Origin of the sequence: Brevundimonas sp. (assembly GCF_046299535.1) — a bacterium.
Taxonomy (GTDB): domain Bacteria; phylum Pseudomonadota; class Alphaproteobacteria; order Caulobacterales; family Caulobacteraceae; genus Brevundimonas.
This window is the reverse complement of the sequence record NZ_JBKBIB010000010.1, coordinates 76,006-90,130: the sequence shown is the minus strand read 5'-3', so window position 1 is coordinate 90,130 and position 14,125 is coordinate 76,006. Positions and strand designations below refer to the sequence as shown.

The 14,125-nt window shown below is 71.6% G+C and carries 8 protein-coding genes; 6 read left to right on the top strand and 2 right to left on the bottom strand.

Translation table 11 applies throughout. The annotated features are described in order from the left end of the window. Positions 1-5: 5 nt before the first annotated feature. Positions 6-1,508 (bottom strand): CoA-acylating methylmalonate-semialdehyde dehydrogenase, encoded by a 1,503-nt coding sequence (locus ACK4FB_RS09965; RefSeq protein ID WP_409751326.1) that lies wholly within the window; start codon positions 1,506-1,508, stop codon positions 6-8. Between the two features lie 612 nt (positions 1,509-2,120). After that, the gene (locus ACK4FB_RS09960) at positions 2,121-4,184 is read right to left on the bottom strand and encodes a prolyl oligopeptidase family serine peptidase (protein ID WP_409751323.1); all 2,064 of its coding nucleotides are present in this window, start codon (positions 4,182-4,184) and stop codon (positions 2,121-2,123) included. Between the two features lie 278 nt (positions 4,185-4,462). Between ACK4FB_RS09960 and ACK4FB_RS09955 the strand changes: the two genes are divergently transcribed. Genes ACK4FB_RS09955 through addA form a run of 6 tightly spaced genes read left to right on the top strand, consistent with a single transcriptional unit; the run spans position 4,463 to position 14,094 of the window. Beyond that, positions 4,463-5,338: a 1-acyl-sn-glycerol-3-phosphate acyltransferase gene (locus tag ACK4FB_RS09955; RefSeq protein WP_409751320.1), complete on the top strand. Its 876-nt coding sequence runs from the start codon at positions 4,463-4,465 to the stop codon at positions 5,336-5,338. A 13-nt stretch (positions 5,339-5,351) separates the two neighbouring features. Then, positions 5,352-5,801 (top strand): tRNA (adenosine(37)-N6)-threonylcarbamoyltransferase complex ATPase subunit type 1 TsaE, encoded by a 450-nt coding sequence (tsaE, locus tag ACK4FB_RS09950; RefSeq protein WP_409751546.1) that lies wholly within the window; start codon positions 5,352-5,354, stop codon positions 5,799-5,801. Continuing rightward, positions 5,788-6,879 carry an N-acetylmuramate/N-acetylglucosamine kinase AmgK gene (amgK, locus tag ACK4FB_RS09945; protein WP_409751317.1) on the top strand — a complete coding sequence of 364 codons (1,092 nt, stop codon included), beginning with the start codon at positions 5,788-5,790 and terminating at the stop codon, positions 6,877-6,879. The genes tsaE and amgK overlap by 14 nt, the downstream gene beginning before the upstream one ends. Before the next feature lie 29 nt (positions 6,880-6,908). Next, complete coding sequence (murU, locus tag ACK4FB_RS09940; protein ID WP_409751543.1) at positions 6,909-7,601, top strand: N-acetylmuramate alpha-1-phosphate uridylyltransferase MurU; 693 nt, start codon at positions 6,909-6,911, stop codon at positions 7,599-7,601. Then, the gene (gene addB / locus ACK4FB_RS09935; RefSeq protein ID WP_409751314.1) at positions 7,598-10,618 is read left to right on the top strand and encodes a double-strand break repair protein AddB; all 3,021 of its coding nucleotides are present in this window, start codon (positions 7,598-7,600) and stop codon (positions 10,616-10,618) included. The genes murU and addB overlap by 4 nt, the downstream gene beginning before the upstream one ends. Further along, complete coding sequence (gene addA, locus ACK4FB_RS09930; RefSeq protein ID WP_409751311.1) at positions 10,615-14,094, top strand: double-strand break repair helicase AddA; 3,480 nt, start codon at positions 10,615-10,617, stop codon at positions 14,092-14,094. Before addB ends, addA begins: the two co-directional genes overlap by 4 nt. The last annotated feature ends 31 nt before the right edge of the window (positions 14,095-14,125 follow it).

Genomic DNA, 14,125 nt, shown 5'->3' with positions numbered 1-14,125 from the left:
CCGTCCTACTTCATCGTCGGAATGACGAAGCTGGAGTCCGCGTGCTCCAGTTCCGAGTCGGGCCAGCGGGCGGTGACGGTCTTGGTCTTGGTCCAGAAGCGGACGCCTTCCATGCCGTGCTGGTTGGTGTCGCCGAAGGCCGAGCGCTTCCAGCCGCCGAAGGTGTGATAGGCCACCGGCACCGGGATCGGCACATTGATGCCCACCATGCCCACATTGACGCGGGCGGCGAAGTCGCGGGCCGCACGGCCGTTCTGGGTGAAGATGGCCACGCCGTTGCCGTACTGGTGCTTCGAGGCCAGCGACAGGGCCTCCTCGAAATTCCCGGCGCGCACGATCTGCAGGACCGGGCCGAAGATCTCCTCCTTGTAGGACTCCATGCCCGGCTTGACATGGTCAAACAGGGACGGGCCGATGAAATAGCCCTTCTCGTGGCCCTGCAAGGAGAAGCCGCGGCCGTCGATGACCAGCTCGGCGCCGTCCTTGACGCCCTGGTCGATCCAGCCCTCGACGCGGGCCTTGTGGGCGGCGTTGACCACGGGACCGTAGTGGGCCTCGGCGTCGGTGGAGACGCCGATCCTCAGCTTGGGGATTTCAGCGACCAGACGCTCGCGCAGGTCCTCGGCGGTCTTCTGGCCCACGGGCACCACCACGGGCAGGGCCATGCAGCGTTCGCCAGCGGAACCGAAGGCGGCGCCGGTCAGGTCCTTGACCACCTGGTCCATGTCGGCGTCGGGCAGGATGACGCCGTGGTTCTTGGCCCCGCCCATGGCCTGGACGCGCTTATGGTTGGCGGCGCCGGTCTGGTAGACATAGTGGGCGATGTCGGACGAGCCGACGAAGCTGACCGCGTGGACCAGCGGATGGGTCAGGATGGCGTCCACCGCCGTCTTGTCGCCGTGGACCACGTTCAGCACCCCGGCGGGTGCGCCCGCCTCCATCATCAGTTCGCCCAGACGGACCGGCACGGACGGGTCGCGCTCCGACGGCTTGAGGATGAAGGTGTTGCCCACCGCGATGGCCACGCCGAACATCCACATGGGGATCATGGCCGGGAAGTTGAACGGCGTGATGCCCGCCACCACGCCCAGCGGCTGGCGCATGGAATAGACGTCGATGCCGGGGCCGGCGCCCTGGGTGTACTCACCCTTCAGGGCGTGGGGGATGCCGCAGGCGAACTCGATCACCTCGAGGCCCCGCTGGATGTCGCCCTTTGAGTCGGCGATGACCTTGCCGTGCTCGGCGGACAGCATCTCGGCCAGGTCGTCCATGTTGGCCTCGACCAGGCGCTTGAACTCGAACATCACCCGGGCGCGGCGCTGGGGATTGGTGGAGGACCAGGCCTCGAAGGCGTTCTGGGCGGCCTGAACGGCCTTGTCGACTTCGCCCTCCGTGGCCAGCTGGACCCGCGCCTGCACCTCGCCGGTGTTGGGGTTGAAGACGTCCCCGAAGCGGCCCGAGGCGCCCTCGAAGGAAGCCCCGTCGATGAAGTGGCGAATGTCGCGCATGTCCTGAGTGTTCCCTGATCTGGTTGTTTGGCCGCCGTCTTAAACCCGCCGGGCGCCCGTGGCCAGCGGAGCGGCGGGACGCGGGGGGAGGTGCCTGTGCCGGCCCTGCTGAGCCGCCGGGTGAGACTCCGGGGCGAGAAAACAGTGCAATCGGGGTACAACCTTGGCCGAATTGTTCAGCAGAAACAGCTGCGCCGGTTTTTGCGAGTCCCCCCACCGCTCACCCCAGCCTTCGCTGGGTGTCGGTGGGGAGGGTTGCACTCCGGGGTGAAAAAAACAGTGCAACTGGAGTGCAATGCGGGCGGAATTCGTCAATGAAATCAGTCGGGATGGAATTTGGCCGAGGTGCAGAGGCTGACTTTGGCCTTCTCCTGTTCGTCACAGCGCGGGGTCGCCGAGGGGCAGTTTACGCGCGCCGGCGGGCAGGGGGACGAAACAGGGGTGTTGCGGGCGGCGAGGCCTTGTGCGGCAAGGGATTGGCCGCGGGAAATGCGGGATTAACGGGCGGCGTCGACGTCAGGGCCGCCATGGGAGGGCGGTCTTGCCGAGCCGCCCCCACCCGCTTCGCCTACTGCTCAGCCCCCTCCCCGGGACGGGGAGGGAGAGGGACGACTACTCCGCGCCCGCGCCGATGTGGCGGTTCAGCCAGCCGAACACCTCGGTGTGCCAGCGCAGGCTGTTGCGGGGCTGGAGCACCCAGTGGTTCTCGTCGGGGAAGTAGAGGAACTGGCTCTCGATCCCGCGGCGCTGCAGGGCGGTGAAGGCGGCGATGGACTGGTCGGTGGGGACCCGGTAGTCGCGGCCGCCCTGGATCACCATCATGGGCGTGCGCCAGTTCTGCACGTGGTTGACCGGGTTGAAGGTCTCGTAGGTCGTGCCGGCCTCCCAGGGCGTGCCCCGGTTCTCCCATTCGGTGAACCACAGCTCCTCGGTGGAATAGCCCATGAACCGTGTGTCGAAGACGCCGTCGTGGTTGACCATGCACTGGAAGGCGCCCTGCCAGTTGCCCGCGATCCAGTTGATCATGTAGCCGCCGTAGGAGGCGCCGAGCGCACAGGCGCGGTCGCCGTCGAGGAAATCGTAAGTCTCCAGCGCGTGGGCCCAGCCCTTCTGAAGGTCCTCCAGCGGGCGATCGCCCCAGTGGCCCGAGATGGCGTCGGTGAAGGCCTGGCCGTAGCCCACCGAGCCGTGGAAATCGATCATCACCACCGCATAGCCCGCGCCCGCATAGGTCTGGGGGTTCCAGCGGTAAGACCAGTAGTTGCCGAAGGAGCCCTGCGGCCCGCCGTGGATCAGGAAGGCCACGGGATAGGTCCCGCCCTCCACATAGTTCGCCGGCTTGATCAGATAGCCGTGGACCGTATTGCCGTTCCAGCCCTCGAAGGTGAACTGCTCGGCCTCGCCAAAGGCCAGATCGGACAGTTGTGGGTTGGGGTCCAGCACCAGCCGGGGCATTTCACGGCCCCGGTAGGTCTTGGCGTACAGGGCGTTGGGGTGGGTCAGGCTGTCCAGGGCCAGGATGAAGCCTGACGGCGTCTGCTGGACGGCGGCCACATGGCCCTCGCCGGTGATCGGGACCACCGAGCCGGAGGTGACGTCGATCTCGAACAGCCGGACCTGACCCTGATCATAGGCGGTGGCGTACAGGCTGCGGCCGTTGGCGGACCATTGCAGGCTGTCCGGGGAGCGGTCCCAGTTGGCGGCGATCTGGCGCACCTGACCGGTGGCCACGTCGCGCAGCATGATCTTCCACTGGTCGGCCTCGAAGCCCGGGCGGCTCATGGCGCGGTAGGCCATGGTGCGGCCGTCGGGGGAGAACACCGGGCCGTCGTCCCAGGCGGGGTTGCTGTCGGTCAGATTGACCCGCTCGCCCAGACCCTCGGCCTCGATGGGCTGCAGATAGATGTCGAAATCGGTGGACCACGGCTCGCTGGTCCCGGCCTCGCGGGCGGCGAAGACCACGCCGTTGCCGTCGGGGGTGAAGGTGAAGGCGCTCTCGTCGCCGAAGGGGCGCGAGGGGGTGTCGCCGTCGAAGTCGCGGGTGGCCCAGATCGGCTCGCCGGCGGCCACGCCCGGACCGCTCAGGTCCATGACGAAGACGTGGTTGCGGGTGCCGTCGCTCCACTGGTCCCAGTGGCGCACGAACAGCTGGGTGTAGAGGGTCCCGGAGTTGTCGGGCTCCTCGTTCAGGCGGGCGGCGGTGCAGGCCAGGTCCGGGCAGTCGGGGAAGACGGCGGCGGCCACGGCGATGCGGTCGCCGGCGGGGCTGAGGCGGAAGGTCTGGATGTCCACCGGCAGATCGGTGACCTGGACCGCGAGGCTTCCGTCGGCGTCGGTGCGCCAGACCTGGGACGAGCCGGAGCGGCTGGACAGGAAGAACAGCTGGCCGTCGGCGCTCCAGCGGGCGGTGTTGGCGCCCTCGTCGGAAATGGGCAGGCGGCGCGGTTCGGCCTCGCCGTCCAGATCCAGGATGTAGAGGCTGGTGGAGCCCCCGGCCAGCGGGGTGGAGCGCAGGGCGTAGACCACCTGTGAGCCGTCCGGCGAGACGCGGGGATCGGACAGGCGGTTGGCGTTCAGCATGTGCTCGTAGGTAAAGGGCTGCTGCTGCGCCGAGGCGGCGGCGGGCAGGACGAGGGCCGCGAGGGCGGCGGCGCAGACGAGGGCGTTTGAACGCATGACGATTTCCCATGACCAGCTTTGCGGCCACGGTTAGCACGGGGGTGCGCCCGGCGGAAACTGGAGTCGCCCTGTTCACCCTCCGCTCATCCCCGCGAATGCGGGGACCCAGTGCTTTGGGTGTTGCAGCGGCTCAAGTTCATCCAGCGCTCGCCGGTCCTGAAACGCCGACGTCAAGCTGGACAGGACTGGGTCCCCGCGTTCGCGGGGATGAGCTGAAACAAAGAGGCTATTCCCCCGCTTGCTCCGGCGCACGGCAAAGGCGAGACTTCCACGCGATGGTACTCGCCGACGCCCCGGCGGCCCCGGCTGTGGCCGGCCCCGCCGCCCCTCACATCGTTGACCAGCTGATCGCCGAGCGTGCGCCGCGGCTGACGCGCTCGTTCGTCTGGCCGCTGGTCAAGCCGGTTCTGTACAGCCTGCTCAGCTACGCCCCCGCGCGCAGCATGGCCGATGCGGTGGCGGTGCGCTCGGGCGTCGAGGCGCTGGGCTATGTGGCGGACCTGCTGGATCTTGAGGTGTCGGCCCTGTTGCTGGAGCGGCTGCCCGAAAAGGGGCGCTGCATCGTGGTGGCCAACCATCCCACCGGCATCGCCGACGGGCTGGCCGTACACGAGGCGCTGCGGCGGGTGCGGGACGACGCCATCTATTTCGCCAATGCGGATGCGCTCAGGGTGTCGCCGCGTCTGGGCGAGGTGGTGATTCCGGTGGAGTGGGTGGAGGCCAAGCGCACCCGCGAGAAGACCCGCGCCACCCTGGAGGCGGCCCGCCGCGCCTTCGAGGAGGACCGGTGCGTGGTCATGTTCCCGGCCGGGCGTCTGGCGCGGGTCAGCAGGAACGGCTCGCTGACCGATCAGGAGTGGGCGCCCACGGCGGTGTCGCTGGCGCGCAAATATGAGGCGCCGATCATCCCGGTCCATGTGTCGGGGCCGTATTCGAAGATGTTCCACCTGTTCGACCGCTATTCCACCGAGATGCGGGACATCACCCTTTTCCACGAAATGCTGAACAAGCGGGGGAAGGCCTATCGCCTGATCGTGGGCAAGCCCATCGATGCGCGGCGGCTGGACACGGACGCGGCGCGGGCGACCTACGCCCTGAAGGCGTTCACCGAACGGACCCTGGCCAGCCAGCCGGACGCGGATTTTGCCTGAGGCCCGCCGGATCATGCTGGCCGATGCGGAGGCCACGACGGCGCTGGGTGCGGCCATCGCGCCGCTGCTGAAGCCCGGCGAGGCGGTGCTGCTGTACGGGCCGCTGGGCATGGGCAAGTCGACCCTGGCCCGGGGCCTGATCCGGGCCCTGACCACCCCGGACGAGGACGTGCCCAGCCCCACCTTCACCCTGGTGCAGTTCTACGAGAGCGACCCGCCCGTGGCGCACTTCGACCTGTACCGCCTGACCCGGCCCGAAGAGGCGCTGGAGATCGGGCTGGATGATGCGCTGGATGTGGGCTGCGTGGTCATCGAATGGCCCGAGCGGCTGGGGGATGACCCGGCGGAATTCCTCGGGCCGGACCGACTCGTCATAGAGATCGCCGAGGATGGGGACGGTCGGGTTGCGACCGTTTCCGGCGCAGGCGCGTGGAAGGACAGGATCCAGCATGTCGGATCGTGAGGCGGAACGGATCGAATTTCTCAAGGGCGCGGGCCTGGCCGACGCCCGCCGCGACCCCTTGCCCGGCGACGCCTCCACCCGCCGCTATGAGCGCCTGACCACGCCGGCGGGCGCCAGCCTGATGCTGATGGACCAGGCCGCGGCGGCGGAAAGCCCGCCATGCGATCCCGCCTGGACGCCGGAGCAGAGGCGGGCGGCGGGCTGGAACGCCGTCGCGCGTCTCTCGGCCGGGCGTATTGAGGCCTTTGCGGCGGTGTCCAATCTGTTCCGCGGCGCGGGCCTGTCGACGCCGGAGATCATCGCGGTGGACGCGGGGTCGGGCTTTGCGGTGATCGAGGACTTTGGCGACGACCTGTTCGCGCGGGTGATCGAGGACGGGGAGCCGGCCGCGCCGCTGTATCTGGCGGCGGTGGAGGCGCTGGCCAAGCTGCATCTGAACGCGGTCATGCCCGATGTGCTGAGCGGGCCGGGCGGGGACTGGCCGCTGCTGACCTATGACGCTGTGGCGCTGCAGGGCGGGGCGGACCTGTTCACCCAGTGGATGCCGAAGCTGAACCCGGCGCTGGATTTCGGCGATGCGGCGCTGGCGGAATGGGACGCGGCGTGGGCGCCCATCGCGGCCATGGGCGAGGCGAAGGCCTGGTCGGTGGCGCACCGGGACTATCACGCCGAGAACCTGATCTGGCTGCGGGGGCGGTCGGGCGACCGGCGGGTGGGGATGATCGACTTCCAGGACGCGGTGCTGGCCCATCCGTCGTGGGACCTGCACTCGCTGTTGCAGGACGCGCGCCGGGACGTGGCGCCGGAGCTGGAGGCGGTGGCGCTGAACCATTATTTCGAGTGCATGCCGGGCGTGGACCGGGAGCCGTTCCTTCAGGACTACGCCGCGCTGGCCGCGCTGAACGAGGCGCGCATCCTGGGGATTTTCGCCCGGCTGATCGCGCGGGACGGCAAGCCCCGCTACCGGGCCTTCATGCCGCGCATGTGGCGGCACCTGGAGGCCAATCTGCAGAAGCCCGGCATGGAGGCGGTGCGCGGCTGGTTCGACCGGCATGTGCCCGTGGAGGCGCGCCAATGAGCGGACCTGGGACCGGGCCGAAGACCGCGATGGTGCTGGCGGCGGGGCTGGGCACCCGCATGCGGCCGCTGACCGACGATCGGCCCAAGGCGCTGGTGGAGGTGGGGGGCAAGGCCCTGATCGACCATGTGCTGGACCGGCTGGGCGCGGCGGGGGTGGAGCGGGCGGTGGTCAATGTGCACTGGTTCGCCGAGCGGCTGGAGGCCCATCTGACCGCGCGCACGGGCGGGCCGGAGATCCTCATTTCCGACGAACGGGCCGAGCTGCTGGAGACCGGCGGCGGGCTGAAGAAGGCGCGCGGCCTGCTGGGCGATGGCCCGGTGTTCGTGGCCAATATCGACAGCGTCTGGATCGATCGGGGGGACGCCCTGGGCGACCTGATCCGGCTGTGGGATCCTGCGCGGATGGACGCGGCCCTGCTGCTGGCGCGGCGCGAGGGCTCCATCGGCTTCGAGGGGGACGGGGATTTTTTTCTGGGCGACGACGGGCGGCTGACGTTCCGGGGCGATAGGCCCAGCGCGCCGTTCGCCTATATGGGCGTGCACATTACCCGGCCGGACTACGCCGACCGGGGGCCGGAGGGGCCGTTTTCGCTCAGCGGGCTGTGGCGACAGTCGGCCGGTGAAGGCCGTCTTTTCGGCTGCGTGCTGGATGGGGACTGGATGCATGTGGGCGATCCGGGCGCGCGGGACGAGGCCGAGGCCCGGCTGAAGACCGCATGAGCCGGTTCGATCCGTTTGCGGGCGCCGGGGCGCGCTGGTGGTCCATCGAGGCGCACCGGCCGTTTCTGGAGGATCTGGCGGCGGGGGTGCTGGACTGGCTGGGCGAGGACGCGCCCGAGACCCTGAGCGACGCGGTGATCCTGCTGCCCAACCGGCGCGCGGCCCGGGCCTTCACCGAGGCCCTGACCCTGCTGTCGGGGGACCGGCCCGTGCTGCTGCCGCAGGTGCGGCCGCTGGGCGATCTGGAGGAGGACGAGCCGCCGTTCGCGCCGGGCGAGCTGGAGCTGGACCTGAAGCCCGCCATCTCGCCGCTGAAGCGCCGGTTCGAGCTGGCGCGGCTGGCAGCCGCCCACCACGGCGGGACGGTGGAGCCGCTGCGCGCGCTGGAGATGGCCGAGGCGCTGGCGGCGTTTCTGGACTCCTGCCAGATCGAGGAGGTGGCCGACCCGGGCCGGGTGGCCGATCTGGTGGAGGCCGATCTGGCCGAGCACTGGCGCTCCACCGCCGCTTTCCTCGCCGTGGCGGTGGAGGAATGGCCGCGGCGGCTGGACGAACTGGGTCTCAGCGATCCGGCGGCGCGGCGGGTGACCCTGCTGAAGCGGCTGGCCGAGGCGTGGGATGAACGGCCGCCGACCTTCCCGGTGATCGCGGCGGGATCGACGGGCACGGTGCCCGCGGCGGCGGCGGTGCTGGGGGCCGTGGCCCGCGCGCCGTCGGGCTGCGTGGTGCTGCCCGGACTGGACCGGGACCTGTCGCAGACGGCGTGGGACCAGATCACGGGCGACGACGGCGAGCAGCATCCGCAGGGGGCGCTGAAGCGCCTGATCGGGCGGCACGGCATCGACCGGGCCGAGGTGCGGGCCTGGCCCGCGCGGGACACGGGCGAGAGCGCGCGCCTGGGCCGGGCGCGGCGTCGGCTGATCGCCGAGGCGCTGAAGCCGCCGGCCTCCACCGCCGACTGGACAAAAGCCATCGACGAGATGCGCGAGGGCGGGGGTGATCCCATCGCCGAGGGGCTGGAGGGTCTGACCGCCGTCACCGCCCGCACCGAGGAGGCCGCCGCCGCGCTGGCCGCGGTGCTGATGCGGGAAGGGGTGGAGACGGACGGTCAAACGGTGGCGCTGGTGACGCCCGATCCGCTGTTCGCACGAAGGGTGCAGGCGCGGCTGGGGCGGTGGGGCCTGATGGCCGACTCCTCGGCGGGTTCGCCCCTGTCGGAGACGCCGGCAGGCGTGCGGCTGGCCCAGCTTGCGCAGTTGGGCAAGGCCTTCGGGGCGGCGCCGCTGCTGGGCATACTGAAGCATCCGTGGACCAGTCTGGCCGGGCCGGACGAGATCGAGGCGCTGGAGCGCGAGGGGCTGCGCGGGGCGGGGCCCGCCGACTGGGACGCGGTGCGGCGGCGGCTGGAGACCAATCGGTATCGGGCCGGCAAGCGCCGCAAGGACGAGGATCAGGCGCGCATCGATATGGCCCACGGTCTCGTGGATCGGATCGACGAGAGCGTGCTGTCGGCCCTGACCGGCATGGACGCGGCGGCGCCCGGTGAGTGGGCGCGGGTCCTGTGCGAGGCGGCGGAGGCGCTGGGCGAGGGCGTCGAGGTCTGGCGCGGGCCGGACGGGGCGAGCGCGGCGCGGCTGATGGCCGCCCTGATGACCGAGGGCGCGGAGGCGGGGACGCTGAACGCCTCGGCCTTCGCCGAACTGCTGGGGCGGCTGATGGGCGCCGAGGTGGTGCGCACGGGGGGCGACGCCCACCCGCGGCTGAGAATTCTGGGGGCCATCGAGGCGCGGCTGGTGCGGGCCGACCGGGTCATTCTGGCCGGGCTGGAGGAGGGGGTGTGGCCGCGCGGCGGGGGCACCGATCCGTTCCTGTCGCGGCCCATGCGCAAGACCCTGGGCCTGCCGCCGCCCGAGCGCCGCATCGGCCTGTCGGCCCACGACTTCGCCCAGATCGCCTGCGCGCCCGAAGTCTATCTGCTGCACACCGAGCGGCGGGACAATCAGCCGTCGGTGAAGTCCCGCTGGCTGTGGCGGCTGGAGACGCTGGTGCGCGGGGCGTTCCCGGATGCGCCGCGCCTGCCGCAGCGGGCGGACCTGCACGGGCTGGCCCGGCGGCTGGACGCGCCCGACGCCGATCCGCCCCCGAGCCTGAAGCCAGCCGCGCGCCCGGCCCCGACGCCGCCAGTGGCGGCGCGGCCGGACAAGATGTCGGTGACGCGGGTGGAGGAATGGGTGCGCGATCCGTACGCCACCTACGCCCGCTTCGTGCTGAACCTGCACCAGATGGAGCGGCCCGATGAACGGGTGGACGCCCGCCTGCGCGGCACGGCCATCCACAACGCCCTGGAAGTGTTCGCCCGCGAGTGGGAGACGCTGGGTGAGACCGGGGCGCAGGACCGGTTCCTGAACCGCTATCTGGCCGAGCTGGAGGCGGCGGGCATGACCCCGGCGGCGCGGGCCCGGGAGAAGGCGCTGGGCGCGCGCATGGCGGACTGGGTGACCGGGTTCGAGCGCGACCGCCGGGCCAAGGGGCCCCATGTGGCGCTGGAGGCCTACGGCGAGTGGTCGCCCATCGAGGGCTTCCTGCTGACGGCTCGCGCCGACCGCATGGAAGTGGCCGAGGGCCGCCTGTCGGTGATGGACTACAAGACCGGTGCCCCGCCGACGAAGAAGCAGGTGGAGAGCGGGTTCAGTTCGCAGCTGTCCCTGACCGCCGCCATCGCCCGCGAGGGCGGGTTCGGCGCCATGCTGAAGGCCGAGCCCGACGACCTGCTGTATGTGCGCCTGACCGGGCGCGATCCGGCGGGCGAGATCATGGACCGCAACGGGGAGGCGGGCGCGGCGGCGCTCGCTGATGAGGCGGTGGAGGGTCTTCGCCAGCGCATCCGTCAGTACGCCAGCCCCAGCCAGCCCTATCGCTCGCGCATCGCGCCCCAGTTCGCCCAGGCGCGGGTGTCGGACTATGACCATCTGGCCCGGGTGGCCGAATGGTCCACGGCGGCGGAGGGGGACGAATGAGCACGGTCATTCCCTTTCCCCGGGCGCGCTCGCCCCAGGCCATCGCCGCCGATCCGGCGGTCAACGCCTTCGTCATGGCCAACGCCGGGTCGGGCAAGACCACGACCCTGGTCAACCGGGTGGCGCGGCTGCTGCTGGCCGGGTCGGCGCCGGGCGCGATCCTGTGCCTGACCTTCACCAAGGCGGCGGCGGCGGAGATGCAGCGGCGGCTGTACGAACGGCTGGGCGACTGGGCCGTGGCGGGCGACGCGCGGCTGCGCGACCAGCTGGCCGAGCTGGAGGAGCGCGAGGCCGAGAGCTTTGACGCCCATGACCTGTCCCGCGCCCGCGCCCTGTTCGCCCGGGCGCTGGAGACCCCGGGCGGGCTGAAGATCCAGACCATCCACGCCTTCTGCGAACAGCTGCTGCGGCGTTTTCCGGTGGAGGCGGAGGTCTCGCCCCTGTTCCGCGTCATTGATGAGGCCGAGGCCGCGGACATCCGCCGCCGGGCCCGCGACCGGGTGGCGCTGGCCGATGACATTCCGGGGCTGGCGACCGCCTATCTGCACATGGCGGGCAAGCTGTCCCAGCCCGACTTCGAGGCCATGTTCGACCGCTTCGAGGCGAAGCGGGCCGAGCTGACCGACTATGTGGCCCAGGACGGCGGGGCGGCGACCCTGCAGACGCGGGTGGCGGCGTCGGTGGGGCTGGACGCATGGATCGAGCCCGAGGCGGCCGAGCGCGCGGCGGTGACGGCGCCGGGCTTCGACGCGGCGGCGTGGCTGGACGCGGCGGCGGCCTGTTCTCGGGGCGGGGAGAAGGGCGACCAGCCCATGGGGCTGAAGCTTCAGGCCGTGGCCGAGGCGGTGCTGAACGGCGAGGCGCCGGTGGACGGGGCGCGGGAGATTTTCTTCACCGGCGCGGGCGAGCCCCGCAAGCGGCTGGGCACCAAGGCGGTGGACCCCGCGACCCTGGATTGGCTGGCGCGCGAGCAGGCGCGGTTGGCGGAGCATTTCGAGCGGGCGCGGGCGGCGCGGGTGGCGCTGGATACGGTGTCGGCGCTGGTTCTGGCCTACGCCTATGGCCGGGCCTATGAGGCGGCCAAGGCGACCACCGGGGCGCTGGACTTCGCCGACCTGATCCAGCGGGCGCGCCACCTGCTGACCGACGGGCCGGGGGCGGCCTGGGTGCTCTACAAGCTGGACGGCGGCGTCGACCACGTTCTGGTGGACGAGGCCCAGGACACCTCGCCCGAGCAGTGGACCATCGTGCGGGCCCTGACCGCCGAGTTCTTCACCGGGGCCGGATCAAACGACGGGGCCGCGCGCACCGTCTTCGTGGTGGGCGATGAAAAGCAGTCGATCTTCTCGTTCCAGGGCGCCGCGCCCGAGCGGCTGGCGGCCGAGGCCCAGGACTATGACCGGGCCATCACCGGGGTGGGCGGGGTGTTTCAGGGGGTGGAGCTGCTGCAGTCGTGGCGCTCCACCGCCGAGGTGCTGGCCGCCGTGGACGCGGTGTTCGCCGAGCCGGATCTGGCCCGCGCCCTCAGCCCCGGGCGGGGCGAGGCGGGGGAGGGGGCCGCCGCCCTGATCCGGCATCAGGCCGCCCGCGCCGACGGGCTGGCGGGAACCATCGACCTGTGGCCGCCGCTGCAGGACGAAACCGACGAGGAGCGCCGGGCGTGGGACGAGCCGCTGGACGCCGCCACCGCCCGGGGCGCGCGCCGCCGGGTGGCCGAGCGTATCGCCGACGAGATCAGGGCCTCGGTGGAGGCCGGGCACGCGGTGCACGACAAGAAGGCCGGGCTGCGCCCCATGGACTGGGGCGATGTGCTCATTCTGGTGCGCAAGCGCGGGCCCATGTTCGAGGAGGTGCTGCGGGCGCTGAAGCAGCGGGGCGTGCCGGTGGCGGGAGCCGACCGGCTGACCCTGTCGGCCCATCCGGTGTTTCAGGATATGCTGGCGCTGGGACGGGTCGCCCTGCACCCCGCCGACGATCTGACCCTGGCGGGGGTGCTGCGCTCGCCCCTGTGCGACCTGTCGGAAGAGGCGCTGTTCGACCTGGCCCACGGCCGTGAGGGCTCGCTGTGGAGCGTGCTGAACGCGCGGGCGGAACTTGATCCGGCGCTGGCGGCGGCGCGGGATCTGATCGCCGATTTCCGCGAGACGGCGCGCGTCCTGACGCCGTTCGACCTGTACGGCCGCCTGCTGAACCGGCTGGATGGGCGGGGCCTGAGCGTGCGCCAGCGGTTCCTGACCCGGCTGGGATCCGAGGCGGCCGACGCCATGGACGCCTTCCTCGATCAGGCCCGCGCGGCGGAGGGGCGGGGCCCGGCGGATCTGGAGCGGTTCTGCCATCTGCTGGCGTCGCTGGACCAGACCATCAAGCGCGAGATGGACGAGCCGCGCGGCGAGGTGCGGGTGATGACGGCGCACTCGTCCAAGGGGCTTGAGGCGCCGGTGGTGATCCTGCCCGACGTGATCTTCGAGGAGCCCCGGGGCGACGCTCTGCTGGAGACGGACACGGGCGCCTTCCTGTGGTGCGGCTCGTCCGGCGAGGACTGTGCTGCGTCGCAAATGGCCCGGGACGCGCGCAAGCGGCGCGGCGAGGAGGAGTCGCTGCGGCTGCTCTATGTGGGCCTGACCCGGGCGCGGGACCGGCTGATCGTGACGGGGCGCTACGCTTCCAACCGCAAGCTGGAGAACCTCAAGGCCTGGTGGGCGCCGATCCTGGCCGCTTTCGAGCGGCTGGAGGGCGTGCGCGAGGTGGAGACGGCCACGGGCGAGGCCCGGCGGTACGGGGCCGATCCGGTGGCCATGGCGCGGACCGCCGCCCCGGCTGCCGCCGCCGCCGCGCCGCCCGCCTGGCTGACCACGACGCCGCGGGCCGAGGCCTCCGAGCGGCGCATGGCCCCGGGCCGGATGGAGGACGCGGCGCGCACGCCGGCGCCGTCGCCCCTGTCGCGGGTCGGCGGCGGGCTGGGCCGCTGGCGGCGCGGCGAGCTGATCCACCGGCTGCTGGAGCGGCTGCCCGACGTGGCGCCCGGGCGGCGGGATGCGGCGGCTGTAGCCCTGCTGGCCCGCGAGCCGGATCTGGACGCGGGGCAGAAGGCCGAGATGGCTGCGGCGGCGCTGGGGGTGCTGGACGACGCGCGCTTCGCCGAGGTGTTCGGCCCGGCCTCGCGAGCGGAGGTGGCGCTGTCGGGATCGGCGCCTGAGCTGGCCCCGGGCGTGGTGGTGTCGGCGCGGCTGGACAGGCTGGTTGTGACGCCCGACCGGGTGCTGGTGATCGACTTCAAGACCAACCGCCCGGCGCCGGACCGCATCGAGGACGCCGACCCCGCCTATGTGCGCCAGCTGGCGGTCTACTGGGCGGTGCTCCGGCGGCTGTATCCCGGCCGGACCGTGGAGGCGGCGCTGGTCTGGACCGACGGGCCGCGCCTGACGCCGGTTCCGGAAAGCCTGATGCGGGCGGCGCTGGCCGAGGCGCGTGGTTGACCCGGGGCTCCGGCGTCCCCACATCGTGACC

Bases quoted from the DNA above. Each gene is read 5' to 3' on its own strand.
- ACK4FB_RS09965 (WP_409751326.1), bottom strand. From the start codon at position 1,508: ATGCGCGACATTCGCCACTTCATCGACGGGGCTTCCTTCGAGGGCGCC.
- ACK4FB_RS09960 (WP_409751323.1), bottom strand. From the start codon at position 4,184: ATGCGTTCAAACGCCCTCGTCTGCGCCGCCGCCCTCGCGGCCCTCGTC.
- ACK4FB_RS09955 (WP_409751320.1), top strand. From the start codon at position 4,463: ATGGTACTCGCCGACGCCCCGGCGGCCCCGGCTGTGGCCGGCCCCGCC.
- tsaE (WP_409751546.1), top strand. From the start codon at position 5,352: ATGCTGGCCGATGCGGAGGCCACGACGGCGCTGGGTGCGGCCATCGCG.
- amgK (WP_409751317.1), top strand. From the start codon at position 5,788: ATGTCGGATCGTGAGGCGGAACGGATCGAATTTCTCAAGGGCGCGGGC.
- murU (WP_409751543.1), top strand. From the start codon at position 6,909: ATGGTGCTGGCGGCGGGGCTGGGCACCCGCATGCGGCCGCTGACCGAC.
- addB (WP_409751314.1), top strand. From the start codon at position 7,598: ATGAGCCGGTTCGATCCGTTTGCGGGCGCCGGGGCGCGCTGGTGGTCC.
- addA (WP_409751311.1), top strand. From the start codon at position 10,615: ATGAGCACGGTCATTCCCTTTCCCCGGGCGCGCTCGCCCCAGGCCATC.